Source organism: Aquabacterium sp., assembly GCF_030652515.1.
In the GTDB taxonomy this organism is placed as follows: Bacteria; Pseudomonadota; Gammaproteobacteria; order Burkholderiales; family Burkholderiaceae_C; genus Aquabacterium.
Map to the genome: position 1 here is coordinate 20,747 of NZ_JAUSAR010000037.1, position 25,657 is coordinate 46,403.

Here is a 25,657-nt window from a genome sequence, read left to right on the forward strand (position 1 = left end):
GCTGACATGACGCACAAGCATTTCGCCTCTGACAGGCCCGCGACAGGGAATCTCTATGACGGCCCCGTGGACATCTCCTGCGATGTGGCCGTGCTCGGCGGCGGCCCCGGCGGCTACTCAGCAGCGTTCAGGGCGGCTGATCTGGGGCTCGACACCGTGATCATCGAGCGCTATGGCACCCTCGGTGGCGTGTGCCTGAACGTTGGCTGCATCCCGTCGAAAGCGCTGCTGCACGTGGCCTCCGTCATGAGCGAGGTGTCGCATCTGACCCGTGCGGGCATTGGGTACGGTACGCCGAGCATCGATCTCGATGCGCTTCGACAGCACAAAGACCAAGTCATCGGAAAGCTGAACAGCGGGCTGGCCACGATGGCGCAGGCCCGCAAAGTCCAGACCTTGCGCGGCCTGGGCGAGTTCCTGGACCCCTGGCACATCCGGGTCGACGAGACCACCGGTGAGGGGCAGGCGCGGACCGGCCACAGCACGGTGTTGCGGTTCAAGCGCGCTATCGTGGCCGTCGGCTCCAAAGTGGTCAGGCTGCCATTTCTGACCGTGGATGAGCGCATCGTTGATTCGACCGAGGCCCTCAACCTACCCTTCGTGCCCAAGCGCATGTTGATCATTGGTGGGGGCATCATTGGCCTGGAGATGGCCACGGTGTACGCCGGTCTGGGCGCGCGCATCGACGTGGTGGAGGCCTCGAGCGAGCTCATGCCCGGCGCTGATCGGGATCTGGTGGGTGTCTGGCAGAAGGTGAATGCCGCCAGGTTCGACCACATCTGGGTGAACACCAAAACCGTTGATGCACAGGCCACTGAGCACGGGATACAGGTCACGCTGGCCGCAAGCGATGGCACTCTGTCAGAGCATCTGTATGACCTGGTGTTGTGCTCAGTGGGCCGCACGCCCAACTCAGGCGGCATCGGGCTCGATCGTTGTGGATTGGTGGCCGATGAGCGGGGCTTCATCCCGGTGGATGCCCAACGTCGCACGCAGGCTGCCCACCTCTTTGCCATTGGCGATGTGGTGGGGCAGCCCATGCTCGCGCACAAGGCCGTGCATGAGGGGCATGTGGCCGCTGAGGTCATCGCTGGTGAACTGCGCGATGTGGCCCACCTTGCCCAGTCCAGCTTTGATGCCCAGGTCATCCCCAGTGTGGCCTATACCGACCCGGAAATCGCCTGGGTTGGCATCACCGAAGCGCAAGCGCGTTCACAAGGCGTGGCGGTGAAGAAGGGGGTGTTTCCTTGGGCAGCATCAGGCCGAGCGATCGCCAATGGGCGCGATGAGGGGTTCACCAAGCTGCTCTTTGAAGTGACGCCTGATGGCAGCGTGGGCCGCATCCTGGGCGGCGGGATCGTGGGCCAGCACGCTGGCGATCTCATCGGCGAAGTGGCATTGGCCATCGAGATGGGCGCGGATGCCTTTGACATCGGGAAGACGATTCACCCTCATCCCACGCTCGGCGAAAGCATAGGCCTTTGCGCCGAAGCAGCACAAGGCACCTGCACAGATTTGCCACCTGCGAGGGGCTCTAAAAATTGACCTGTGATGTGGAACCCCAGGTGAAGTTAAATTTCGCAACTGCTCGCATGAATGCACTCTCGCCAATCACCACCCATGGCCTCCGTGCTGGAGCTTGTAGCGCTGGGCATGGGCGTCAGCATCGTACCGCTGCTCCTGGCAGCGGGCCGCAAGGATGTGCTGCGACTAACGGAGCCACTGGACGAGTGCGAGACCGAGTTGTAGCTGCTTGCCCACCCGGAGTCGCGCCATTTGCGCCGGGTGGGCGTGGTCTATTCGCACCTGTCTCAGGCGTTGACCATGCCGTGAATGCCCCTTGGCCCCGTCGAGGTCATTTTGGGGGCGATAGTTCACGTTGGCTGCTATAGGGTGCAGTCATTTGGGGCTACACGCGCGCCATGGCATGCCCATAGTGATCGCCACCAGTCAATGTCAGGTTCCATCGTAGACCTGTCATACGCCAGTGGAAGCCATCAATGTCAGCTTTAGTCCGGCGCAGACATCCGGTAGCTCATTTCGTGCAGCAGCAACCAGCCTTGAGCAGTCCTTGCTTGGTGAGCGGCTGTTCTGCAGCGGTTGCTGCCGGTGGCTGCCGCCAGTCGTATTCACGCTACCTGGCCCCAAGCTGTCGTGGGTGTGGGCGACAGGCGCTGGCCCGAGTGGCGGCTCCATGAAGTACAGCAGCCATAGAGCTTTCACAAAACGGTTCGCGCTGCGCCAGTGACTGCTTCGCTGCTGTTCGAACTCGCGGTCCCGACCCTAAGCGGAAGGTCGGTCGCCGTTACCTGAGCGACCCTCAGCGTATAGAAGCGGTCGCGGATTACCTGCGCCTGGTTGGCATTAAGGGCCGAGACTCACGCCTTGTTCATGTCCCTAATGTGCTGTTGAATCGTTCAACACTGGCAACCTGACTTCTCGCAGCGTTGGCAAGAACCTGATTTCTACGCCATCTCGCTTCGCTAGAGACTGAAGCCTTTCAAGCGTCACGGTCATGTTGTCCATGAAACGCGGTAACGGTACAAGTGGTTCCCGCAGGGAGCGCGCAAAGTCGTCCCAATGAACCGGCAATACCAGCTTGGCGCCTGTCTTGCGCACAACTTCGTCCCAGTAGCGCTCGGTAAACTCCACGGACTGCTTTCCCAGCACGCCGATGCCGAGCACCACCACAGATGCACGCACGCCATCGAAGGCATGCATCTTGTAGTTGGAGCTAGGCACAATCAGTACGTTGCCAAGACGATGCTCCGCCAGGAACGAAAAGTTCTCTCCCAACTTGTACTCCGACAGTTTCGCTGGAGCATGAAGAGGGTGGTCGATGGACCCGACGTTAACGGGCTCAGGCGAGTGCGGCGTTTCGTAAGCAGTGACCTTGAAATTGCCTATCAACAGCGACTGTCCAGGCCTCAGTAGCTGCAATTGGCTTTCCGGCGTTTTCTGGCCCCTCGCAATGTTGAGGGTTGACTCCGACCCGTAGACCGTCGCACCCGTCTTTTGAGCTACAAGCCCGGAGTCCATGGCATGGTCGTGATGAGAGTGAGCAACCAAAATCGCGTCCACCTTCTTGACGTTGGCTTGGCCAAGCGCGAACTCAATCTCATCCACGTTTGACTCGAACCTGGTAAGGAGCAATTGCAGCCATGAAGGTCGAGAGAGGAATCCATCTGTCATGATGGCGTTGCTCCCATCAGAAAGAAGAACGGTGCTTGTTCCGAAGAATGTCAGGGACAAGCTAGGCGTCCTTACCTTTTCCTGTTGATACACCAGGCCTTGCGATGAGGGGTCGAAGTTGGGTCTGAGCACGCCAGAGCAGCCCATCAGGGCCAAAGCGGCCATAGCAACTGCAACAAAGGCGTAGATTTTCTTCATATTGGCTCTACAAGATGAATGTATGGGGCAACCATTGTGCCAACCGTTCCCGAGGTCGGCTTCTGGCCGTTAACTGACTGATCTAAAAACAAAACGCCCCACGTAGGCCAGTCGTAACTCTGCGGCACGAGTCGCCACCAATTTGGCGCCCGAAGATGGAATGAACGCGTCAAAAAAAACCACTCATGACCGCAGCATCAGGGCCTGCTGACTGGTGAACTGCCGAGCTTGGCCGGTGACGGGGTCGGTGAACTCGATGGCCTTGGCCAGCAGTTGCAGTGGCTTGGCATGGTCGTCGCTGTCGGCCGCGAACAGCCGCGGGTAGATCAGGTCGTTCACGATGGGCAGCCCCAAGGCCGCGCAGTGCACGCGCAACTGGTGCTTGCGGCCGGTGACGGGGCTCAAGGCATAAAGGGCCAGGTCGCCTTGCACCTTCAGCACGTCGATGCGCGTCTCGGTGTTGGGCTCGCCCGGCACCTCGCGCATCTGCATGAAGTGCTCGTCTTCTTCCAGGCGGCTTTGGCGGGTCAGTGGCCAGGCCATGTCAGGGCGCCAGGGGGCCACGGCTTGGTAGTGCTTGGTGGCGGTCCTTTGCGAGAACACGCCTTGGTAAGGGCCCCGCGTGGACGGCTGGATCGAGAACAGCACGATGCCCGCCGTTTCGCGGTCCAGGCGGTGGATGGGGGTCAGGGTGTCGATGCCCAGCTTGCGCTTCAGGCGCACCAGCAATGTCTCTTGCAGGTAACGGCCACCGGGGGTCACGGGCATGAAATGCGGCTTGTCGGCGACCACGATGTGCTCGTCCTGGAACAGCACCACTTCGTCGAACGGCAGGCGCGGTTCGGACTCGATGGCTCGGTAGTAGTACAGGCGGAGGTGGGGCTGGTAGCTTCGCTCAGGCGTGACCGGCACGCCGTGCTCATCGACCACTTCCCCAGCTTGCATGCGCGCCTGCCAGGTCGCGGCGGAGACGGCAGGAAACTGCTGCACCAGGAACTCGGCCATGGTGCGCCAAGGGCCCGCTGGCAAGGCCACACAGCTGGGGCCGACGCCGTCCTTGGTGGGCAGGGGGCGCGGCCTGGAAGACACCTACTTACTGCCCTTGGCCAGGCGCTTGGCACGCTGCAGGCGCCACGCTTCGTCCGGGTCGCCCGCGTACACGTCTTCCGCGGTGGTGTCGGTTTGCTGCAAGTGCGTGTCGAGCGCGATGCGGTTGTCGAAGACGAAGCACTCGCCTTCCCAGTCCTTGTCGGCATCGGGCATCTCGGCGAAGTAGCTCAGGATGCCACCTTCCAACTGGTAGACGGGGATGTCCATGTCCAGCATCCAGGCGCTGGTCTTTTCGCAGCGGATGCCGCCAGTGCAGTACATGGCCACGCGCTTGCCTTCGGCCTTCCATTCATCAACGTGCGCTTCGATGTAGCGAGGCAGGTCGCGGAAGGTGTGCACCTGCGGATCCACCGCATTTTTGAAGCGGCCCAGCTTGAACTCGAAACTGTTGCGGTTGTCGATCAGGACCACGTCGTCTTGCGTGATCAGCTCGCGCCATTCCTGGGGGCTGAGGTTGATGCCAGTGCGGCCGATCGCATCCACGCCCTCAACGCCCAGAGGCAGAATCTCAGGCTTGTGGTGCACCTTCATCTTGAAGAAAGGCCTCGTCTTGCAGGGGCTACGCTTGAAGTTCATGCCCGCGAACAGGCCCGTCAGGCGCGGGTCAGCCAGCAATGCCGCATGAAACGCTTCCAAAGCATCGGGCTCGGCGGCCACCATGCCGTTGATGCCTTCGGTGGCCACCAGGATGCTGCCGGTCAGGCCTTGCGTGATCTCACGCAGGGCGAGGGTGCAGGCCTCAGGGTCCGCGATGTGCACGAACTTGTAGAAGGACTCGTGGACGATGTCCAGCATGTCGGGGCTCACTGGCGGCTGGCCATCGCGTCGCCCAGGCGAACCGAACCGGACGGCACCCAGGCGGGGTTGAACTGCAAGGGACCTTTGGGGAACAGCATCACCACGGTCGAGCCCAGCAAGAAGCGGCCCATCTCGTCGCCTTTTTTCAACACAATGGATTGGTCGGTGTAACGCCATTCACGCACATCCTTGCTGCGCGGCGGGTTGACCACGCCGTGCCACACCGTGGCCATGCTGCCCACGATGGTGGCGCCCACCAGGGTCAGCACGAAGGGGCCGTGCTCGGTCTCGAACACACAGACCACGCGCTCATTGCGGGCGAACAGGCCCGGCACGCCGCGCGCCGTGGCGGGGTTGACCGAGAACAGCTCGCCCGGCACATAGATCATGCGGGTGAGGCGGCCATCGCAGGGCATGTGGATGCGGTGGTAATCCTTGGGGCTGAGGTAGATGGTGGCGAAGTGCCCGTCCTGGAACTGAGCCGCCAGCAAGGCATCGCCCCCCACCAGCGCCTGGGTCGAATAGTGGTGGCCCTTGGCCTGGAAGATCTGGTCACGCTGAATGGGGCCAATCTGGCTGATGGCGCCATCGACCGGGCAGATCAGATCGGCATCCGCCAAGGGGCGGGCGCCCGGCTTCAAGGGCCGGGTGAAAAACTCATTGAAGGTGGGATAACTGGCCAGGTCCGGGTTGGCGGCCTCGGCCATGTTCACCCCATAGCGGCCCACGAACCAGCGGATGAAGCGGGTGGTCAGCGCCCCGCCCTTGACCCACGCCATGCGCCCGGCAAAGGCGGTCAGGGCCTGCTTGGGCAGGACATACTGCAGCATGACGAAGAGACGGTCTGACACGGTGGCTACCAATGCAATGGTGAGGGGCCGCCATTGTATCGACCGGACTCTCAGGCCAGGGCTTTGCCCTTGCGGCTCGCGCGCCAGCCACCGTACAGTGCCACCACACCGGGGATCAGGATCATCGCCCAGATGATCTTGCTCAGATGCTGCTGCACGATGGGGATGTTGCCGAAGAAGTAACCCACCACGGTCAGGCCCACCACCCAGATCACGGCGCCGACCACGTTGTAGGCGGTGAAAGTGGCGCGGTTCATCTCGGCCACGCCGGCCACAAAGGGCGCGAAAGTGCGGATGAAGGGCATGAAGCGCGCGATGATGATGGTGATGCCGCCGTGCTTCTCGTAAAAGCTGTGGGCCGCCTCGAACGCCCGGCGGTTGAACCAGCGGGAGTTTTCCCACTGGAAAACCTTCGGGCCGATGGCGCGGCCGATGGTGTAGTTGACCTGGTCACCCAGGATGGCCGCCACCAGCAGCACGGCGATGGCCACCGGCAGGCTCATCGCACCCGCACCGGCCAGGGCGCCCACGATGAACAGCAGCGAGTCACCCGGTAGGAAAGGCATCACCACCAGCCCGGTCTCCACGAACACGATCACGAACAACAGGGCATAGACCCAGGCGCCGTAGGTTTGAACGAAATTCGCCAGGTGCTGGTCGACGTGAAGGATGAAATCCAGGAGGAAATGAGCGATGTCCATGCGCCCATTATCGGGGGGCTTCGTACAATCCTTTGATGACGACCTCCTCCGCCCGCCGAAACATCCGCGAATTGCCCGACGAACTCATCAGCCAGATCGCGGCTGGCGAGGTGGTCGAACGCCCTGCGTCCGTGGTGCGCGAACTGGTGGACAACGCCCTGGACGCGGGCGCGCGCCAGATCACCGTCAAGCTGCTGGCCGGTGGCATCCGCCAGATCCTGGTCGAGGACGACGGCAGCGGCATCCCCATTGACGAGCTGCCCTTGGCTTTGAAGCGCCACGCCACCAGCAAGATCGGCTCCTTGCACGATCTGGAAAGCGTGGCGACCATGGGTTTTCGGGGTGAGGCATTGGCGGCGATCGCATCCGTGTCGGACATGGCGATCGCCAGCCGCACGGCAGACGATGCCCATGCCCACCGCCTGGACGCCCGATCCGGCGAGTTGAGCCCGGCCGCGCGCGGTGTGGGCACCAGCGTCGAGGTGCGCGAGCTGTTTTTCAGCACCCCGGCGCGCCGCAAGTTTTTGAAGACCGAAGGCACCGAACTGGCCCATTGCCTGGAAGCCGTGCGCCGCCACGCCCTGGCCCGACCCGATGTGGGCTTTGCCGTGTGGCACGAAGGCAAGCTGGTGGAGCAATGGCGCGCCGGATCGCCCGACCAGCGCGTGGTGGATGTTCTGGGTGATGACTTCATGAGCACGTCGCGGGCGGTTGAACTGAGCATGGGCCCGATGCGCGTGTACGGCTACACCGGCCTGCCCGACGCGGCCCGCTCCCGCGCAGATCAGCAGTACTTCTACGTCAATGGTCGGCATGTGCGCGACAAGCTGCTGAGCCATGGCGTGCGTGCCGCTTACGAAGACGTGCTGCATGGCTCGCGCCAGCCCACCTATGTGCTGTTCATCGAGATCGCGCCTGACCGGGTTGATGTCAATGTGCATCCCACGAAGATTGAAGTGCGCTTCCGCGATTCGCGCGAGGTGCACCAGGCGGTGCGCAAATCGGTGGAAGCGGCGCTGGCCTTGTCACGCGCCACGCTGGCGGCGGGCGAGGCGGGCTCGACTTCGCCCACCACGGCTGGCGGCGCGTGGCCGACATCGCCCGCAGACAGTGCTGCAACGCCCTCCTCCGTCCAGGCGCCTTTGTCGGTGAACCAGCAAAGCCCGTTGGCCTGGCAACGCCCGGCCGATGGCGCGCCCGAGCGCCGCTGGGCAGGTTGGCCCCAAGCTGACGCAGGGGGCTCTTTCCTGGCGTCGGAACGCATGCCCGCGTCCAACTTCGGCCGCGCGGCCTCCGAGCAGGACCAGCCCACCTCTTTCGGGTTCGCGCCCGAATCGCTCAGGCCTGCGTCAGCTTCCAATGGCATCGCGCCAAGCGCACAGCAAGCCGAGCCTTCGCACGAATGGCCCCTGGGCCGAGCCCTGGCCCAGGTCGGTGGCGTCTTCGTGCTGGCCGAAAACGCCCAGGGCCTGGTCATCGTGGACATGCACGCCGCCCACGAGCGCATCGTCTACGAACGCTTGAAAGCCCAACTGGCACACGAGCGCCTGGAAAGCCAGCCCCTGCTGATCCCGCAAAGTTTTGCCGCCACGCCGCAAGAGATCGCCACCGCCGAGTCACAACGCGAAGCCCTGGTCAGCCTGGGCCTGGACATCGACGCGTTGGGCCCCACCACCCTGGCCTTGCGCTCGGTGCCACTGGCTTTGACCCAGGCCGATGGCGTGGACCTGGCCCGCTCGGTGCTGGCCGAACTGGCGCAGCTGGATGCCAGCGACGTGATCCGCCGCGCGCAACACGAACTGCTGGCCACCATGGCCTGCCATGGCGCCGTGCGCGCCAACCGGCAACTCACCCTGACCGAGATGAACGCCTTGCTGCGCGACATGGAAGCCACCGACCGCGCCGACCAATGCAACCACGGCCGCCCCACCTGGCGGCAACTCTCCATGCGTGAACTCGACGCCCTGTTCATGCGCGGCCGCTGAACCAATACGAAGGCCCCCATGACCGAACGCAAAAAAATCATCCTGGCCAACAAGCCAGCGACACCCGATGCCGAGCGCGATGCTTTTGCACCCCGGCGCCCGCCTGTGCGCGGCTCCGGTTCCGCCCCGCGCAAACGCATGACCGTGGAAGAGGCCGAGCAAGCCGCCAAGGCCCGCGAAGAGGCGGCCAAATTGGCGGCACAAGCACCGGCATCCACGCCGAGGGATGAATCGCGCTGGCCCGGTGAGCGCCCGCGTGCTCCCGCGCCACGCCGTGATGACAGGGATCGGCCTGCTGCATCGCGGCCTCGGGATGATCGCCCTCGCGAGTCGGCCCCTCCGCGTTTCGACGACCGCCGCCCTGACCCACGCAACGATCCGCGCCCGCAACGCCAGGATCCTCGCAGCCAGGCGCCGCGCGGCCCTCACCAGGACACTCGCCAAGCCTCGCCGCCTTCAGCACCGCAGCAGGACTTCCGCAAAGACGGCCGCCGCGCCCAAGGCCCGCGCCCTGTCCAAGCCCCGGCCCCCACCGAAGGCAGCGTCGAACACGACGGGCGCATCCGCCTGTCCAAGCTGATGAGCGAACGCGGACTGTCATCGCGCCGCGAAGCCGACGAGTGGATCGAGCATGGCTGGGTGCTGGTCGACGGCGAAGTGGTCAGCGAGCTGGGCTCGCGCGTCTACCCGCACCAGGACATCACGATTGATGCCGCCGCCAAGACCCAGCAGGCCCAACGCGTCACCATCCTGATCAACAAGCCCATCGGCTACGTCAGTGGCCAGGCCGAAGATGGCTACGAGCCCGCCTTCGTCCTGATCCGCCCGGAGAACCACTGGAAGGAAGGCGAGCGCAACAAGATGCTGCTGACACGCGGCCACCTCAAGCACCTGGCACCTGCGGGCCGCCTCGACATCGACTCCACCGGCCTGCTGGTGCTGACGCAGGATGGCCGCATCGCGCGCGAACTCATCGGCGAAGACTCGAACATCGAGAAGGAATACCTGGTGCGGGTCGAGCTGCCCGACAACCCTGATGAGAAAAACATCTCGGGCGTGTTCCCCGGCGAGTTGATGGACAAGCTGCGCCACGGCCTGATGCTGGACGGCATTGAGCTCAAGCCCGCCAAGGTCTCGTGGCAGAACGAGCAGCAACTGCGCTTCGTGCTGCGCGAAGGCCGCAAGCGCCAGATCCGCCGCATGTGCGAACAGGTCGGCCTGAAGGTGGTGGGCCTCAAGCGCGTGCGCATGGGCCGCATCGTGCTGGGCAACCTGCCCTTGGGCCAATGGCGCTTCCTGCAGCCTGATGAGCGATTCTGAAGCGACACGTCCGCCCGCCACCTGGGTGGTCGTGGTGGCGCTGTCCCTGCTGCTGGGCCTGCAGCCCATCACCACCGACCTGTACCTGCCCGGCTTGCCGCAGATGCAGCGCGGGCTGGGCGTGAGCCCGTCGGCCTCGCAGCTCACCCTGTCGGTGCTGGTGCTGGCTTTTGGCATCGGCCAACTGGTGTGGGGGCCGGTGGCCGACCGCGTGGGGCGCCGCCCCGTGCTGCGCTGGGGCCTGAGCCTGTTCGTGTTCGCCAGCGGCCTGACCGTCATCGCCGACAGCCTGAGCCTGATGGTGGTGGCGCGCGCCGCGCAAGGCGCCTGCCTGTCAGCGGCGGTGGTCTGCGGCCGCGCCATGGTCCGTGACCTGTACGCGCCCGTTGATGGCGCCCGCATGATGGCTCATGGCATGGGCGGCCTGGGCATCATCGCCCTCGCCGGCCCGGTCACTGGCGGCTTTCTGGCCACGCAATGGGGCTGGCGTTACCCGTTGGCGGCAGTTGGCGTGTTTGGCGCCATCACCCTGCTTTTCGTGGCCTGGCGCCTGCCTGAGACCTTGCCCCTGGAGCGCCGCACGCGCTCGATGCGCCCCGCCACCTTGCTGCGTGACTGGTGGGACATCGCCCGCCATCCCACTTTCCGCGCGCACGCCCTGCTGACCTCGGCCACCTTTGGCGGCCTGTTCGTCTGCCTGGCCAGTGGGCCGTTTGTCTTCATCGATGTGCTCGGTTGCAGCCGCCAGGCCTTTGGCTTCGTGATGGCCTCGTGGTCGGTCGCTTACCTGATCGGCGTGGCCCTGTGCCGCCGCATGCTGGTCAGCCGGGGCTTGATCGGCAGCGTGCGCGTGGCAGGCTTGCTGACGCTGACAGGTGGCCTGTGGACGGCGGGGGTGTCGGCCTACGCCGCGCTCGCCGGTACGGTGCCCGGCATGTACTGGATCCTGCCGGGTTTGTGGGTCTACGCTTGTGCCCACGGCATCCACCAGCCTTGCGGCCAGACCGGCGTGGTGGCAAGCTTTCCGCGCCACGCGGGAGCCGCTTCGGCCTTGTCCGGCTTCGTGCTGGCCTCCATCGCCTTTGGCGTGGGCGCGCTGCTGGCCGCCGCCATGAAGCTGCCCCTGTGGGCGGGCACCATCTACCCGATGACGCTGGGCGTCTGTGTGGGCGCGGCCTGCACGGCGTGGGTGGCACTGCACCTGGTGCAACGCGACGGACTCGCCCTTGCCCCGATCTGAGCCGCCATGAACCTCGACACCCCCACCACCACCTTGATCCTGGCCGGCCCCACCGCCAGCGGCAAAACCGCCATCGCGCTCGGCCTGGCCGCGCACGCCCCCATCGAGATCATCAGCGTGGACTCGGCCCTGGTCTACCGCGGCATGGACATCGGCACCGCCAAGCCCACGCCCGACGAGCTGGCCGCCGTGCCCCATCACCTGATCGACATCATCGACCCGCTTGAAAGCTACAGCGCCGCGCGCTTCGTGCGCGACACACAACGCCTGATGGCCGAGATCCGCGCGCGTGGCCGCCACCCCGTGCTGGTGGGCGGCACCATGCTCTACATCAAGTCCCTGCTGGACGGTCTGGACGAGATGCCACCCGCCGACCCCACCGTGCGTGCCATGCTGGATGCCCGCGCGCAAACCGAAGGCTGGAGCGCATTGCACGCCGAGCTGGCCCAGGTTGATCCTGTCACAGCCGCGCGCCTGCCGCCTGGCGACACCCAACGCATCCAGCGCGCGCTGGAGGTCTGGCACAGCACCGGCAAGCCCCTGTCCAGCTTCCACCTGCGCGCGCCATCGCATGGTGAGCAAGGCCCAGCCCACACGGTGCTGGTGTCACTGGAGCCCACTGAGCGCCCTTGGCTGCACCAACGCATCGCACTGCGCTTTGAACAGATGATGCAAGCAGGCTTCATCGACGAGGTGCGCGGCCTGCGCGCTCGCAACGATCTGCACCCGGACCTGCCTTCCATGCGCTGCGTGGGCTACCGGCAGGTGTGGGAGGCGCTGGACGAGGGCTTGGACCTGAGCGATGCCAAACACCTGGCCGCCGTGACCGAGCGCGGCATCGCCGCCACCCGGCAATTGGCCAAGCGCCAGCTGACCTGGTTGCGCGGCATGCCTTGGCGGCACGTGGTCGCGGCCGATGCGCCAGATGCGATGGCACAGGCGCACGCCCTGCTGCGGCCGCACTGCTGATCAATCAAGCTTTGGATTGATGAACGTCATGCGGGCCACCGCTGACCTCGCGGACCAGTTCGGCGTTGTGGGCCATGCGGCGCAGAAAATCGAGCAAGGTCTGCCACTCATCGTGGCTGAAGCCGCTCAGGAAAGCGTTGAGCGTTTCGCACAACACCTTGGGCACGTGGGCCGAAGCAGCCAGGCCTTCTTCGGTCAAAGCCAGGTGCACTACCCGGCGGTCTTGCGTTGAACGCTCACGTGTGCACAGCCCTTTGGCCTCCAGGCGGTCCAGCGTGCGTGTCAGGGCGCCCGCGTCAAGCTGCAACTCGCGCGACAGTTCTGCCAAGGTGTTGACGCGCCCTTGCCGCAGCAAAAACAAAGGCGTCCACTGCGCGTGCGTCAGGCCATGGGCTTCCAGCTGGCGGTCCACATCGGTCACCAAGGCCAGCATGACGCGCTTCATCAGGAAGCCCACGCTGTCGTGGCTGGAAAATCGCTCCGGCGTGTAGAAATTCGCGCCGTGGATGGCGGCCGACACCGGGTCCGGTTTCTTGTTCGTCATGGCAAGAATTTAATTGCCTATACAAATATTGTCAAGGCACCATAATCACGCCTTACCCCTCCACGCTTTGCACGCCATGCCCGATTCAGCATCACCTCAGGCCGCACCCAGTGCATCGCCCCAGTCCTTGAAAGGGCTGGCGCCGTTCCTGCGCCCACACCGAGGCCGCATCCTGCTTGCCATGCTGTTCCTGACAATGGCCGCCATCACCACGCTGGTGCTGCCCATCACCTTGCGCACCCTGATCGACAACGGCTTCATGCCCGGCGACCCGGATCAACGCGTGATGGCGCTGCGTGGCCATTTCCTGGCCCTGTTTGGCGTGGGCCTGGCGCTGGGCGTGTTTTCGGCCTTGCGCTATTACTCGGTGACCTGGCTGGGCGAGCGCATCACCACCGACCTCAAGCGCGCGGTTTACAGCCACGTGCTGCGACAAAGCCCCGAGTTCTTTGAGCGCACGCAGACCGGCGAAGTGCTGTCCCGCCTGACTGGTGACACCACGCTGATCCAGACCGTGGTGGGCTCCAGCCTGTCGATCGGACTGCGCAACGTGATCATGGGCCTGGGCGCCCTGACCATGCTGGTCATCACCAACCCGTATGTGATGGCACAGGTGCTGGGCATCCTGATCCTGGTGGTGCTGCCGGCCATCGTCTACGGCCGCCGGGTGCGCAAGCTGTCGCGCACCAGCCAGGACCGCCTGGCCGACGCCAGCGCCATCGCCGCCGAAGTGCTCAACGCCATCCCCGTGGTGCAAAGCCACACCGCCGAAGGCCGCGAAGCCACGCGCTTTGGCCAATCGGCCGAAGAGGCGTTCAGCACCGGCGTGCGCCGCATCCGCGCCCGCGCCGTGCTGGTCGCCTTCATCATCAGCGCCACCGCGGGCGCGCTGCTGTTCGGCCTGTACCAGGGCACCCAGTCGGTCATTGAAGGGCGCATCACCGCTGGCCACATGAGCCAGACCGTCGTCTATGTGATCCTGCTGATCACCTCGGTGGCGGCCTTGTCAGAGGTCTATGGCGAAGTGCTGCGCGCCGCCGGGGCCACCGAGCGACTGATGGAGTTGCTGTCCACCCGCTCGGTCATCCAGGCGCCGACCATCGCCCGCACCCTGCCCGCGCGCCAGGGTGGCGCCAGCGTCAAGCTCGACCACATCGGCTTCAACTACCCATCACGCCCCAACCAGGCCGCGCTGCGCGATGTGAGCTTGAGCGTCAACCCCGGCGAGACCGTGGCCCTGGTCGGCCCCAGCGGTGCCGGCAAAACCACCGTGTTCCAACTGCTGCTGCGCTTTTACGACGTGCAATCAGGCCGCATCGAGCTGGATGGCGTCGCCATCCAGGACCTGAGCCTGGACAGCTTGCGCGACCGCATCGGCATCGTCCCGCAAGACAGCACGGTGTTCTCGTCCAGCGCCATTGAAAACATCCGCTACGGCCGCCCCGAGGCCACCGACGACGAGGTGATCGCCGCCGCCAAGGCCGCCCACGCCCACGATTTCATCAGCCAGTTGCCCGAGGGCTACCAGACCTTCCTGGGCGAACGCGGCGTGCGCCTGTCGGGTGGCCAACGCCAGCGCATCAGCATCGCCCGCGCCATCCTGAAAGACGCGCCCTTGCTGTTGCTGGACGAAGCCACCAGCGCCCTGGACACCGAGAGCGAACGCGCCGTGCAGGCCGCCCTGGAAGCCGCCATGCAGCACCGCACTACCCTGGTCATCGCCCACCGGCTGAGCACCGTCATCAACGCGGACCGCATCGCCGTCATGGACAAGGGCCATTTGATCGACGTGGGCACGCACGCCCAGTTGATGGCACGCTGTGCCCTCTACGCCCGCCTGGCTTCGGCGCAATTCGACGACCAGGCCGCCTGAAATAAAATCTCTGCCATGAGCACGCACATGCCCCACAGCCGCCCCATCCGAAGCCAGTACGAAGACTTCATGCGGCACGTTTTCACGCAAGGCGTGAGCAAGACCGACCGCACCGGCACCGGCACGCGCAGCGTGTTCGGCCACCAGATGCGTTTTGACCTGAGCGAAGGCTTCCCGCTGGTCACCACCAAGAAGGTGCACCTCAAATCCATCATCGTCGAGCTGCTGTGGTTTCTGCGTGGCGACGACAACGTCAAGTACCTGAAAGACCACGGCGTCACCATCTGGGACGAGTGGGCGCGTGAAGATGGTTCGCTGGGCCCGGTCTATGGCGTGCAATGGCGCAACTGGCCCAAGCCCGATGGCGGCCACGTGGACCAGATCAGTGAAGTGGTCAAGCAACTCAAGACCAGCCCCGATTCGCGCCGCATCATCGTCAGTGCCTGGAACGTGGGCCTGATCGATCAGATGGCCTTGCCACCTTGCCACGCTTTTTTCCAGTTTTACGTGGCGCCGCCCACGGTGGCAGGCGGCAAGGGCAAGCTCAGCTGCCAGCTGTACCAGCGCAGTGCCGACATCTTTCTGGGCGTGCCCTTCAACATCGCCAGCTACGCGCTGCTGACCCACATGCTGGCCCAGCAATGCGACCTGGACGTGGGCGACTTTGTCTGGACCGGTGGTGATTGCCACATCTACAGCAACCACACCGAGCAGGTCGAGCTGCAACTCAGCCGCCTGCCCCACCCTTACCCGCTGCTGAACATCAAGCGCAAGCCCGATTCGATCTTCGACTACGCGCTGGAGGATTTTGAAGTGCTGGAGTACCAGCACCACCCGGCCATCAAGGGCGCTGTGGCCGTATGAAGTTGTCATTGATCGCCGCCGTGGCCCGCAACGGCGCCATTGGCCGGGACAACGCCCTGCTGTGGCACCTGCCCGGCGACCTGCCGCGATTCAAGCAGCTCACCATGGGCTCGCCGCTCATCATGGGCCGCAAAACCTACGACTCGATCGGTCGGCCGCTGCCAGGTCGGCGCAACATCGTCATCACCCGCAACGCGGATTGGTCGGTGCCCGGCGTGGAGGTGGCGCGCTCACTGGACGAAGCCTTGGCCCTGGTGGCCGATGCACCACAGGCCTTCGTGATGGGCGGTGGCCAGATCTACACCCAAGCCCTGCCGCATGCTGACGAGCTGGTGTTGACCGAGGTGGACCAGGACGTGCCGGACGCCGACACCTTCTTCCCCGACTGGCCTCGCGCGGCCTTTGAAGAGACCGCGCGCGAGGCTCGCTTGGTGACTGAACCCCAGCCCCTGGCGTTTGCCTACGTCACCTACCAACGCCGTCACTGATTCAAGTACTCGCGCTTGTAGAGGCGGGGCAGGAAGTACGGCAGCATCTGGAACTCCCGCAGCGCGTGCGAGCCCAGGTCGTCAAAGAAGTCTTTGTTGAGAATGCGCGCCAGCACGGTGTTCACAAAGGTGCTGGTCAGGATCACGCCATCGCCACTGGCATTGGGGCGCCACTGGTGCGTCAGCGAATTGCTGGGCAAGATGCCCGCCAGCAAGGTCAGGTCGGTCTTGGCGTAGAAGAAGCCGGGATCGGTCAGAGGCACGGGTGGCGGCACCACGTGCGGATCAGCGCCGGCGATGTTGAGCGTCAAGGCGATCTTGCCAATGTACTCCTTGGCCTTTTGCACCGCGCCCACGTCGTACTGCAGATCGGGGCTGTTGGGTGGCACCGTCCACTCAAAGGCCAGGTGATCAATCGGCTGCCACAGGCGGTAGCGCTCGGTCGTGCCGATGTGGTCCCACCACCAGGCCAGCATCTCGGGGGTGATGCCTTTGATCTCCTGCACGATGGTCAGCGTCACGTTCCAGTTCTTGTCCACGGGGCCAAAGGCGTAATGGCCACGGGTCTTCAGCACCGCGTTGAAGTAGCGCTCGTTCAGGGCCTCCGTCAAGGTGGGCTTGAGCCCGCACAAGGTCTTTCGCAGGTGGTCCACATAGGCCTGGGCCAGTCGCGGATCAGACGCCAGCGTGGCCTGGATGCGGAACTGGCTGTCGCTGAAGGTGCTGCCCGTGGGCGTGTACTGGATCAGCACCGTGAAAGGTGGCTTGCCATCCACCGACACGCTCTGCGCCACGAAGCTGTAGGGCTTGCTGCCCAGGAAATTGTCGGATGCCACGCGGCCATGCATGGTGGCAGGGTCAAGGTAGCTGACGTCCACGGTGTGCCTGGCGCCGCCAAAGGTGCTGGTGGCCTGGTAGCGGGCACCCGCCGAGTAACCCAGGTGCTGCGGGCTGGCCGGTGCCTGGGTCCATCGGAAGGCGGTGTTGTCTCGGTTGGCCCCGGTGAACAGGCCCTGGTCCACGTTGTCCCAGTACCAGCTGAAGGCTTCCGGGCGGGTGTCTGGCACCACGAACTGCGCCGAGGCGCTGACCACCTGGGCTTGGGCGGCACCGGGCAAGCCCTGCGCAAAGTACACAGGCTGAATCAGGCTGATGGCGCCCGCTAAGATGAATGAACGCAGGGGTTGTGACACGATCGACCTCCAAAGGTTTATCTACAGGTGTAGAGAATACCTCAAACTCTACTGATGTAGAGTTGATGCCGCCATGCCGTAAACCCTCAGCCTGTTTGTCATTGCCCCGATGGAAAAAGAAGACCGCAAGACCTTGATCGCCGACGCCGCCATCGAACTGCTCGGCACCGTTGGCGCGCGCGGCCTGACGCACCGCGCGGTGGACACCCAGGCTGATCTGCCCGCCGGATCCACCTCGTTTTACTGCCGCACCCGGCTTGATCTGCTGACCCTGACCTTGAAGCGGCATGCCGCGCTGGACCTGGCCGATCTGCAGGTCGATGCGCAGCGCATGGCCAAGGCGCCGCTGTCGGTCGACGGCCTCATCGACCTGCTGATTGCGCGGTTGGCGGACTGGTTGTCGCCGCCCAAGCGCCCTCGCCTGGTGGCCCGCTTCGAGCTGTTCCTGATGGCCTCCCGGGAGCCTGAGCTGGCCGAGATACTCACCCAACAGCGTGCGTACTTTCTGCAAGCCACCGAAGCCGCCCTGGGGCATGCCGGGGTGCCCAAGCCGCGCCAGATGGCCCCCGTCCTGGTGGTGCTGGTGGACGGCATGCTGCTGGACCAGGTGCGCGCGAACGGCCCGGTGGCCACGGTGGCGCAGCAAAAGGCCGCATTCAAGAAGCTGCTGGGGTGAGCTGAAAACGGTGCATGCGCCTGGGCGTGGCCTGCGGCAACTCGAAAGCCAGCATGGCTTGCTGCCGCAACTGATCCATCACGCCCAGTTTGCCTGGCAGTCGTCCAGGCCGGGCGCCCCAACCGCGGTACAGCGTGCAAGTGCTGGTCAGCAATCGCTCGGGCGAGTCCCACTGCAAAAAGCCCTGCGCCGCGAAGGCCGGGCTGAACATCAGGTCCCTGGCCGCTTCGAAAGCCGACATGCCTTGGCGGAAACGCAGGTACACGCCTTCCTGCACCAAATCCCAATAGTCGATCAGCCGCTGCACGTCGTGCGGCGAAGCCAGCGGCCCATGGCCCGGCACGATCACGTCCGCCTTCAAGGCCAACAAACGCTGGAGCGCGGCCACGATGTTGCCCACCGGGCCCGACCAGGCCACGGGCGTCACGCCCACGAACACGATGTCGCCGGCATAGGCCACCCGCTGGTCGGGCACATGCACGATGCAATCGCCATCGGTGTGGCCGGGGCCCACTTCGGTTATCACGATGTCGAGGCCATTGACCGTCAAGGTTCGCTGCACCGAAAAGCCCTCGGTAGGATCGGTGATCACCACCTGGTCAAAGCCATAGGGTTTGAACATGTGGTGCATGTAGTGCCCGAACTGGTCGATGCCTGCCCAAGGCACGTGGCGCAGCCACTGCCCACCCACCTTCAAAGCCTGCAACTGCCGCGGATGCTGGTGGTGCATCTGGCGGATGCAGGCCTGCGAGGCGATGATTGGTTTGTCCTTGAAGAGCTGGTTGCCCCAGCAGTGATCGCCATCGGCGTGCGTGTTGATGACGTGCTCGATGGGCGATCGCTTCAAGATGTCGGCGGCAAAGTCCAAGGCCTCTTGCGTGAAGCGCACATCCCAGCAGGTGTCCACCAGCACGCTTTGGCCGCCGCAATCGATCAGGCCCACGTTGGTCTCGCCCCAGGAGCCATTGGGCACCATCCAGGCGTGAGTGCGGGTGCCCAAGCGGTACAGCCCCTCCTTGAAGCGCGCGGGCTCACCAAAGCGCGTGAAGGTGCGCTGAGGCCCACCCAGCCAGGTCGCGTTCATCATGGTTCTTCGAGTCAGCGGATCGGGTGGACGATCTCGCCCACCGACTCGATGCCCATGCGAAGCACATCGCCAGGCTTGACCCAGTGGCCGTTTTCCATGCCGCAGCCGCTGGGCAAGGTGCCGGTGGCGATCAACTCGCCGGGGTGAAGGTGCTCGTCTTTCGACAAGTGCGCCAGCAAATCGCCCAGGCTGAACAGCATGTCTTGTGTGGACGTGCGCGACACCACTTGGCCATTGATTTCAACGAATGCCGACAGGGTATCGATGCGGTGCAAGACCTCGTCGGCGGTGACCAGGGTCCCCGACATCGAGCTGAGGAAGTGCTTGGATTTCTGCGGGCCCATGCCGCTTTGCATCTCGGGCCGCTGCACATCCCTGGCCGTCCAATCATTGACCACGACAAAACCGCCAATGGCACGCCAAGCCTCGTCGGCGGTGGCGTTGAACAGGGGCTTTGACAACACCAGGCCCAGTTCCAGCTCGTAGTCCAGTGCCTTGGAGTAAGACGGCGCACTCACCGGCGTTCCGCTGGGCACAAAGCTCAGGTGGTTGCCAAAGTAGTAGATGGGCTGGCGGCGTGCCAAGGCATGCGGCCGAAATGCCGGGAACGGGCGGCCCGTCAACACCTCGCACGCGCGGGCCAAGCGGTAGGCCACCGGCATGAAGCGGCGGGCATAGCCCCGCGACGATTGGATCCAGTGCCGCTCGAACAGCATGCAATCCCTGAAAGAGCGGGGGCTCACGGGCAAAGGCTCAACACCTGCGTCGGGCCCCAGCGGCACCAGCCAGGCCAGGGAAGCCTGCACCGCGTCAGGCATCTGGCTCAATGCCTGCCATTGACCGCCCTGCTCCACCTCCAGCCCAGCCGCGCAACGACGCACCTTCATGCCAACCCTTCCAAGTTAAAGTATCCAACCGGCTGCAATGTATCCATCTGGATACCTCATGTCAACACCACACGGTCAAAAATCTGGGCCATGATCGAGGCCATGAGCAAGACCGCCCCCTCCGACCCATCTCAACCGCGCATGGCGCAGGGCAAACGCCTGCTGATGGACACCGCCACCAGGCTGCTTGCGCGGCAAACCCTGCAAAGCACACTGGCCTTGCGTGAACTGGCGAGAGAAGCCGGCCTCAACCACAACACCTTTTACCGGCACTTCAGCAGCCTGGAAGAAATGCAGGCGGCCATCATCGAAGAGTTCGTCTCAAACCTGCGCTCCGGCCTGACCGAAGCCCGCCAGCAAATCCCCCCCGGGCAGTCGGTTTCACAGGTGGCCATTGGCCTGCTTTTTGACTTCGCCCGGCAGAACAGCGATCCCTTCATCCTGGCTTACCGCGTCTGGCACGGCCCGCCGTCTGAAAGCCGCGATCTCGTCCAGAAGGCGATGGACCAGTTGTGCGACGACATGTTCCGAGACCTGCAGGCTCTGGGCATCCTGCCCAAGCTGGACGAAGCCCGGCTGCGTCGGCTGCTGGCCATCGACATCCAGCAGGTCTTCAGGCTGTGCATCGCCTACCTGGAGTCGCCACGGTCGCGCACGCGCCTGATCGATGCCGGCGACGAATTGCTCAGAACACTGATCGCCGGGGCCGTGGTACTTCAAAGTCCATAGCCACCCGCCAAGGGCAGCACGCCCTTGCTCAGGACCCGCGAGCTTCTTGCGGCGCCGACAACGCCAAGATCATGCGGTTCAGCACCTGCTTGATGCCGACCATCGTCGCTTCAGGCTCGGGCGACGACGCGATGATCTGCGCCGACTCCACGAGCACCGCCAGCAGCATCTTGGACAGCGCATCGATGCCGGTGCTCACCAGCAGGTCCGGTGACACCTGGCTTTCGATCAGGTGGTTCAACAGGCCCAGCGAATAGCGCGTGTCGATGGCGCGGCATTCAGCAGCGCCCAGCACCATCGGCCCATCCATGAACAAGACCCGTTGACAGGCCGCCTCGCCTGCATGAACCAGGAAGGCGTGCAAAGCCACGTCCCCAGATGAGGCCGCCAAGCCCGGGGTGGCAGCGATGGCGGCGATCAGTTCCTGGGAGACTTCTTCATAGACCGCCCGGAACAGCGCCTTCTTGTCCTTGAAGTGGTGATAAACAGCGCCCTTGGTCGTGCCCGCATCGCTGGCCACGTCGTCCAGGCTGGTGCCCGCGAACCCCATCTGCGAAAAGCGCCGCCGCGCCGCCGCCGTCAGCGCAACACGCGTGGCTTCTGCATGGACATCCCGCAGTCGTTTGACAGGTTTCTTTTCAGTTGACATACTCACAGTATATTAAATTTCATTGGTATGCAAAATGGCGCGACAGCCCGAGTCAAAGTTGGTGGACTACATCGTGGTGGGCGGCGGCTCCGCGGGCTGCGTGCTGGCCAACCGCCTCAGCGAAGATGCTGGGGTGACAGTTTGCCTGCTGGAAGCCGGGCCGGCCGACGCCAATCCCACCATCCACGTGCCCGCCGGCATGTTGTGGCTGATGCGCAGCAAGGTGTTGAACTGGCAGTTCAACACCGAGCCCGAGTCGCAATTGGCCGGGCGCCGCTTGTTCTGGCCACGCGGACGCATGCTGGGCGGCAGCAGTTCCATGAACGCCATGTGCTACACCCGCGGCCACCCGAACGACTACGACGGCTGGGCCGCCGAAGGCAATGCGGGTTGGGGCTTTGACGACGTGCTGCCTTATTTCAAGCGGTCCGAAGACCAGGCACGGGGTGCATCGACTTACCACGGCGCCGGTGGCCCGCTGCATGTTTCCGACTTCCGCGCCCCCTCTCCCCTCACCCGCACCTACATCGACGCGGGCGTGCAAGCTGGCTTCCCTGAGAACGATGACTTCAACGACGGCGCCAACCAGGAAGGCGTCGGCTACTTCCAGGTCACGCAAAAGAATGGGCTGCGTTGGAGCGCCGCCAAGGGCTACCTCGATCCTGTCCGTGACCGCCCCAACCTGCGCATCATCACTGCGGCCATGGCGCACCGCGTGCTGCTCGAAGGCACGGGTGGTGCGTGCCGCGCCGTGGGCGTCGAATACCAGCACCAAGGCCAGTTGCACAGCCTCAAGGCACGGCACGAGGTCATCCTCTGCGCCGGGGCCTTGCAAAGCCCGCAATTGCTGATGCTCTCGGGCATTGGTCCGGGCCAGCACCTGCAATCGCACGGCATCGACACGCAGGTGGACCTGCCCGGCGTGGGCCAGAACCTGCAGGATCACCTGGACGTGATGGTGATCCACCAGGGCAGGCGCGCCCTGTCGCGGGGCCTCACCCCCCACAACATCCTGGGCGGGCCCTGGGCCTTTTTCCAATTGATGGCGCATGGCCAGGGCATGTTCACCAGCAACGGCGCCGAGGGTTGCGGCTTCCTCAAAAGCAGCCCGTCCGAGCCCATCCCCGACCTGCAACTGCATTTCATGCCGGCACGCATGCGCAACCATGGCCGGGACCTGCGCTTCCTGATGGGCCAGGGCTTTTCAATGCACGTCTGCGACCTGCACCCCAAGAGCCGGGGCCAGATCACCTTGAAAGACAAGAACCCCGCCAGCCACCCCGCCATCCAGGCCAACTACCTGTCCCACCCGGACGATCTGGCCAAGCTGGTGCTGGGTGTCAAGCAGGTGCGCCGCATCTTCGCTGCGCCGGCCTTCGATGACGACCGCGGCAATGAGCTGGCGCCCGGCAAGGCCGTGTTCACCGATGAACAGCTGGCGGACTACATCCGCCAACACGCCGAAACGATCTACCACCCGGTGGGCACCTGCAAGATGGGCACGTTCGCGAGCGACCCGATGGCGGTGGTGGACGATCAGTTGCGGGTGCGCGGCGTTCAGGGTCTGCGCGTGGTCGATGCGTCCATCATGCCAACACTGGTCGGCGGCAACACCAACGCGCCGACCATCATGATTGGCGAGAAGGCGTCAGACCTGATCAAGGCGGCCAGAACCTGAGGCGCAGGGTCGGCATGGCGGGCCGCGATGACGGCGGCTCCTCAATGCCCGCCGAGCCTCAGCCCCAACAACACCAGCACCGCCAAGGCCAGCAGCACCGTCAATGTTTGCCAGAACACCACCGGGTTGCGATCGATCAGCGGTGCCGAACGGTGGCCTTGGTATTGAGCGCCGGGGGTCGACAGATCATGGACAAACTCGGAGAGCGCCTCCTGTCGTTTGCCGACCTGCGGGTGCAATGCACGGCGCAGCACGGCATCAATCCACGGCGGCAGATCCGCGCGTCGCTCGCGCGCCGGGATGTAGCGCAGCCGCTGCAGGTCACCGGGCGAGCGCAGTTGGGTCACTTGCAAGCCGTAGGGCAAATGCCCTGTGAGCATCTGGTAGGCGATCACGGCCAGCGAGAACAACTCCGACTGCGGGCTGCCCATGCCCCCAATGAAGTACTCGGGCGCCGTGTACTGCAATGACCCGGCGATGGCCTGTGGGCGCGCGTCCAGGGTGCCTTCGGTCAGGCCGGCCACGTGCGTGGAAGCAAAATCGATGATCTTGACGGTGCCAGTTCGGTCGATCATCAGGTTCTCAGGCCGCAGGTCCTGGTGCAGCATCTCTTTGCGATGAAAGGCCCGCAGCCCCTTGGCCACCTGCTCGATGATGCTGCGCACGCTGCCCAGATCCGGCCGTGGATGATCGATCATCCACTGCGCCAGTGACTGGCCATCGATGTACTCCATGGCCACGAACAGGTGCTCACGCGGGCGATCGGCCGCGCTGGCTTTGAGCACGTGGGCGCTGTCGATCCGGCGCGCGATCCACTCCTCCAGGATGAAGCGGTCCAGGTACACGGGGTCATCGCGCAAATCCACAGAGGGGGTTTTCAGCACCACGTGCTGCCCGCTGTGCTGGTCGATGGCCAGGTGCACATGGCTGCGCGAACTGGCGTGCAACTCGCGCACGATGGTGTAGCCCTCGAAATCCATCCGTGGCAGCAAAGGCGGCGGCAAGCGCAAGCCCTCGCGCTGGGCGTGCAATTGCGAGGCCTGGGCATCCGGCAGCGCGTCGATGCGCACCAGTTGCACCGTCAGGTTGTCGGCACTGCCGCGCGCCAGGGCCACGGCCGTGAGCGCAGCTGCAGCCGCGTCGAAATCGCCAGGGTGTTCGGCCAACGCCGCGTGCACGGCGGCGGCGTCCAGGTGCTCGTAGACCCCATCGGTGGCCAGCACATACACCTCGCCCACTTCGGTGAGCCAGCTTCGGTAATCAATGTCGACCGAGGGCCCGGCGCCGAGCGCACGCCCCAGGTAAGTCTCGACCGAAGAGACGCGAACGCGGTGATCATCGCTGAGCTGCTCCAGGGCTTGCGCATGCAGCCTGTAAACCCTCGTGTCCCCCACGTGCAGCAGGTGGGCCTCGCAGCCCTTGAAGATCAAGGCGCTGAAGGTGCAGACGTAGCCTCGGTCCGCGTCAAAGCGGGCATCGCTTTTTTGCGTCTGGGCATGCAACCATGAGTTGGTGGCGTCCAGCACGCGCTGCGCCGCCCGCGAGACCGACCAGGCCTCGGAGGTGCAGTAGTAGTCATCCAGGAACCCACGCACTGCGGCGGCACTGGCCACCTGGCTGACAGCGCTGCTGCTGATGCCGTCGGCCAGGGCGATGACGATGCCCTTGGCGCTCAAGTGCGGCTCGGCCGGTATAGCCGCGCCATGGAAGTCCTGGTTGACAGGCTTGCGCCCGGCCTGCGAATGCTGGCCGAGCGTGACACGAAGTGCTGCGATCAAGCCGCGACGCGCTTGGCGCCGGTCTTGTAATGCGTGGAGTACAGCGTGGCGCCCACGAAGGTCAAGCCGCCCACCAGGTTGCCGATCACGGTGGGGATCTCGTTCCAGATCAGGTAATCCATGAGCGTGAAGTTGCCCCCCAGCAGCAAGCCCGAGGGGAACAGGAACATGTTGACAATGCTGTGCTCAAAACCCATGTAGAAGAACAGCGCGATCGGCATCCACATGCCGATGGCCTTGCCCGACACCGTGGTGGACATCATGGCCGCGACCACGCCGGTGGACACCATCCAGTTGCACATCACGCCACGGATGAACAGGGTCAGCATACCGGCAGCGCCGTGCGCGGCGTAGCCCACCGTGCGGCCCTCACCGATGTGGCCGATCTTCTGGCCGACCGCGTTGGGCGCCTCGCTGAATCCGAAGGTGAAGATGATGGCCATGAACACGGCCACCATGAAGGCGCCACCGAAGTTGCCCACGAACACCAGGCTCCAGTTGCGCATGACGCCGCCCCAGGTGGCACCGGGGCGCTTGTCGAACACGGCCAGCGGGGCCAAGGTGAACACACCGGTCAGCAGGTCGAAGCCCAGCAGGTAAAGCATGATGAAGCCGACCGGGAAGAGCAAGGCGCCCAGCAGCGCGTTGCCCGTGTTCACCGTGATGGTGACCGCGAAAGCGGCGCCCAGCGCCAGGATGGCCCCGGCCATGAAAGAGCGGATGAGGGTGTCCCGCGTGGACATCAGGAGTTTGGATTCACCGGCGTCAACCATCTTGGTCACGAACTCGGCAGGAGCGAGGTAAGCCATCTGACTTCCTTTGAAAATAAAAGCGGAAAAACAAAAAA

The 25,657-nt window shown here is 64.4% G+C and carries 24 protein-coding genes; 12 read left to right on the plus strand and 12 right to left on the minus strand.

Annotated elements, in window-relative coordinates:
* Positions 1-6 precede the first annotated feature (6 nt).
* Both lpdA and Q7V20_RS05530 read left to right on the plus strand, forming a co-directional pair.
* Positions 7-1,545, plus strand: a complete 1,539-nt coding sequence (gene lpdA, locus Q7V20_RS05525; RefSeq protein WP_304788034.1) for a dihydrolipoyl dehydrogenase — start codon at positions 7-9, stop codon at positions 1,543-1,545.
* Between the two features lie 75 nt (positions 1,546-1,620).
* The gene (locus Q7V20_RS05530; RefSeq protein WP_304788036.1) at positions 1,621-1,749 is read left to right on the plus strand and encodes a hypothetical protein; all 129 of its coding nucleotides are present in this window, start codon (positions 1,621-1,623) and stop codon (positions 1,747-1,749) included.
* A gap of 648 nt (positions 1,750-2,397) precedes the next feature.
* Here Q7V20_RS05530 and Q7V20_RS05535 read toward each other — a convergent pair.
* The 5 genes from Q7V20_RS05535 to Q7V20_RS05555 form a co-directional block, all read right to left on the minus strand.
* Complete coding sequence (locus Q7V20_RS05535) at positions 2,398-3,390, minus strand: MBL fold metallo-hydrolase (protein WP_304788038.1); 993 nt, start codon at positions 3,388-3,390, stop codon at positions 2,398-2,400.
* Between the two features lie 183 nt (positions 3,391-3,573).
* A complete protein-coding gene (locus Q7V20_RS05540; protein WP_304788040.1) occupies positions 3,574-4,479 on the minus strand; it encodes a pseudouridine synthase in 906 nt (301 codons plus the stop codon).
* Positions 4,480-5,295 carry a rhodanese domain-containing protein gene (locus Q7V20_RS05545; RefSeq protein ID WP_304788042.1) on the minus strand — a complete coding sequence of 272 codons (816 nt, stop codon included), beginning with the start codon at positions 5,293-5,295 and terminating at the stop codon, positions 4,480-4,482.
* Positions 5,296-5,303: 8 nt separating this feature from the next.
* Positions 5,304-6,149, minus strand: a complete 846-nt coding sequence (gene asd / locus Q7V20_RS05550) for an archaetidylserine decarboxylase (protein WP_304788044.1) — start codon at positions 6,147-6,149, stop codon at positions 5,304-5,306.
* A 50-nt stretch (positions 6,150-6,199) separates the two neighbouring features.
* The gene (locus Q7V20_RS05555) at positions 6,200-6,850 is read right to left on the minus strand and encodes a DedA family protein (protein ID WP_304788046.1); all 651 of its coding nucleotides are present in this window, start codon (positions 6,848-6,850) and stop codon (positions 6,200-6,202) included.
* Positions 6,851-6,885: 35 nt separating this feature from the next.
* On the opposite strand from Q7V20_RS05555, the gene mutL reads away from it, so the two are divergent.
* Genes mutL through miaA form a run of 4 tightly spaced genes read left to right on the plus strand, consistent with a single transcriptional unit; the run spans position 6,886 to position 12,364 of the window.
* Complete coding sequence (mutL, locus tag Q7V20_RS05560; RefSeq protein WP_304788047.1) at positions 6,886-8,835, plus strand: DNA mismatch repair endonuclease MutL; 1,950 nt, start codon at positions 6,886-6,888, stop codon at positions 8,833-8,835.
* 18 nt (positions 8,836-8,853) lie between these two features.
* Positions 8,854-10,155, plus strand: coding sequence for a pseudouridine synthase (locus Q7V20_RS24310; RefSeq protein ID WP_370652408.1), 1,302 nt, complete (start codon positions 8,854-8,856; stop codon positions 10,153-10,155).
* Positions 10,142-11,395: a multidrug effflux MFS transporter gene (locus tag Q7V20_RS05570; protein ID WP_304788049.1), complete on the plus strand. Its 1,254-nt coding sequence runs from the start codon at positions 10,142-10,144 to the stop codon at positions 11,393-11,395. The genes Q7V20_RS24310 and Q7V20_RS05570 overlap by 14 nt, the downstream gene beginning before the upstream one ends.
* 6 nt (positions 11,396-11,401) lie before the next feature.
* Positions 11,402-12,364, plus strand: coding sequence for a tRNA (adenosine(37)-N6)-dimethylallyltransferase MiaA (gene miaA, locus Q7V20_RS05575; RefSeq protein ID WP_304788051.1), 963 nt, complete (start codon positions 11,402-11,404; stop codon positions 12,362-12,364).
* Between the two features lie 4 nt (positions 12,365-12,368).
* Here the strand turns inward: miaA and Q7V20_RS05580 are convergent, their stop codons facing one another.
* Positions 12,369-12,908, minus strand: a complete 540-nt coding sequence (locus Q7V20_RS05580) for a MarR family winged helix-turn-helix transcriptional regulator (RefSeq protein ID WP_304788053.1) — start codon at positions 12,906-12,908, stop codon at positions 12,369-12,371.
* Positions 12,909-12,984: 76 nt separating this feature from the next.
* On the opposite strand from Q7V20_RS05580, the gene Q7V20_RS05585 reads away from it, so the two are divergent.
* The 3 genes from Q7V20_RS05585 to Q7V20_RS05595 are packed head-to-tail and all read left to right on the plus strand — an operon-like array spanning position 12,985 to position 16,133.
* Entirely contained in the window at positions 12,985-14,781 is a 1,797-nt protein-coding gene (locus Q7V20_RS05585) for an ABC transporter transmembrane domain-containing protein (RefSeq protein ID WP_304788055.1), read from the plus strand.
* A gap of 27 nt (positions 14,782-14,808) precedes the next feature.
* Complete coding sequence (locus tag Q7V20_RS05590) at positions 14,809-15,645, plus strand: thymidylate synthase (RefSeq protein ID WP_304788057.1); 837 nt, start codon at positions 14,809-14,811, stop codon at positions 15,643-15,645.
* Positions 15,642-16,133: a dihydrofolate reductase gene (locus Q7V20_RS05595; RefSeq protein WP_304788059.1), complete on the plus strand. Its 492-nt coding sequence runs from the start codon at positions 15,642-15,644 to the stop codon at positions 16,131-16,133. The genes Q7V20_RS05590 and Q7V20_RS05595 overlap by 4 nt, the downstream gene beginning before the upstream one ends.
* Here the strand turns inward: Q7V20_RS05595 and Q7V20_RS05600 are convergent.
* Complete coding sequence (locus Q7V20_RS05600) at positions 16,127-17,326, minus strand: DAPG hydrolase family protein (RefSeq protein ID WP_304788061.1); 1,200 nt, start codon at positions 17,324-17,326, stop codon at positions 16,127-16,129. The two genes, Q7V20_RS05595 and Q7V20_RS05600, sit on opposite strands and share 7 nt — an antisense overlap.
* A 109-nt stretch (positions 17,327-17,435) precedes the next feature.
* Between Q7V20_RS05600 and Q7V20_RS05605 the strand changes: the two genes are divergently transcribed.
* Entirely contained in the window at positions 17,436-18,002 is a 567-nt protein-coding gene (locus Q7V20_RS05605; RefSeq protein WP_304788063.1) for a TetR/AcrR family transcriptional regulator, read from the plus strand.
* Here Q7V20_RS05605 and Q7V20_RS05610 read toward each other — a convergent pair.
* The gene (locus Q7V20_RS05610) at positions 17,983-19,089 is read right to left on the minus strand and encodes an MBL fold metallo-hydrolase (protein ID WP_304788064.1); all 1,107 of its coding nucleotides are present in this window, start codon (positions 19,087-19,089) and stop codon (positions 17,983-17,985) included. The two genes, Q7V20_RS05605 and Q7V20_RS05610, sit on opposite strands and share 20 nt — an antisense overlap.
* 11 nt (positions 19,090-19,100) lie before the next feature.
* Positions 19,101-19,976: a fumarylacetoacetate hydrolase family protein gene (locus tag Q7V20_RS05615; protein ID WP_304788066.1), complete on the minus strand. Its 876-nt coding sequence runs from the start codon at positions 19,974-19,976 to the stop codon at positions 19,101-19,103.
* A gap of 102 nt (positions 19,977-20,078) precedes the next feature.
* Between Q7V20_RS05615 and Q7V20_RS05620 the strand changes: the two genes are divergently transcribed.
* Entirely contained in the window at positions 20,079-20,705 is a 627-nt protein-coding gene (locus Q7V20_RS05620) for a TetR/AcrR family transcriptional regulator (RefSeq protein WP_304788068.1), read from the plus strand.
* Positions 20,706-20,733: 28 nt separating this feature from the next.
* On the opposite strand, the gene Q7V20_RS05625 is transcribed toward Q7V20_RS05620, so the two are convergent.
* On the minus strand, positions 20,734-21,354 hold the full coding sequence (locus Q7V20_RS05625) for a TetR/AcrR family transcriptional regulator (RefSeq protein ID WP_304788070.1): 621 nt from the start codon (positions 21,352-21,354) through the stop codon (positions 20,734-20,736).
* A gap of 34 nt (positions 21,355-21,388) precedes the next feature.
* On the opposite strand from Q7V20_RS05625, the gene Q7V20_RS05630 reads away from it, so the two are divergent.
* Complete coding sequence (locus Q7V20_RS05630; protein ID WP_304788072.1) at positions 21,389-23,032, plus strand: GMC family oxidoreductase; 1,644 nt, start codon at positions 21,389-21,391, stop codon at positions 23,030-23,032.
* A 41-nt stretch (positions 23,033-23,073) separates the two neighbouring features.
* Here the strand turns inward: Q7V20_RS05630 and Q7V20_RS05635 are convergent, their stop codons facing one another.
* Both Q7V20_RS05635 and Q7V20_RS05640 read right to left on the minus strand, forming a co-directional pair.
* Positions 23,074-24,810: a bifunctional protein-serine/threonine kinase/phosphatase gene (locus tag Q7V20_RS05635; RefSeq protein ID WP_304788074.1), complete on the minus strand. Its 1,737-nt coding sequence runs from the start codon at positions 24,808-24,810 to the stop codon at positions 23,074-23,076.
* On the minus strand, positions 24,807-25,619 hold the full coding sequence (locus Q7V20_RS05640) for a formate/nitrite transporter family protein (RefSeq protein WP_304788076.1): 813 nt from the start codon (positions 25,617-25,619) through the stop codon (positions 24,807-24,809). Before Q7V20_RS05640 ends, Q7V20_RS05635 begins: the two co-directional genes overlap by 4 nt.
* Positions 25,620-25,657 lie beyond the last annotated feature (38 nt).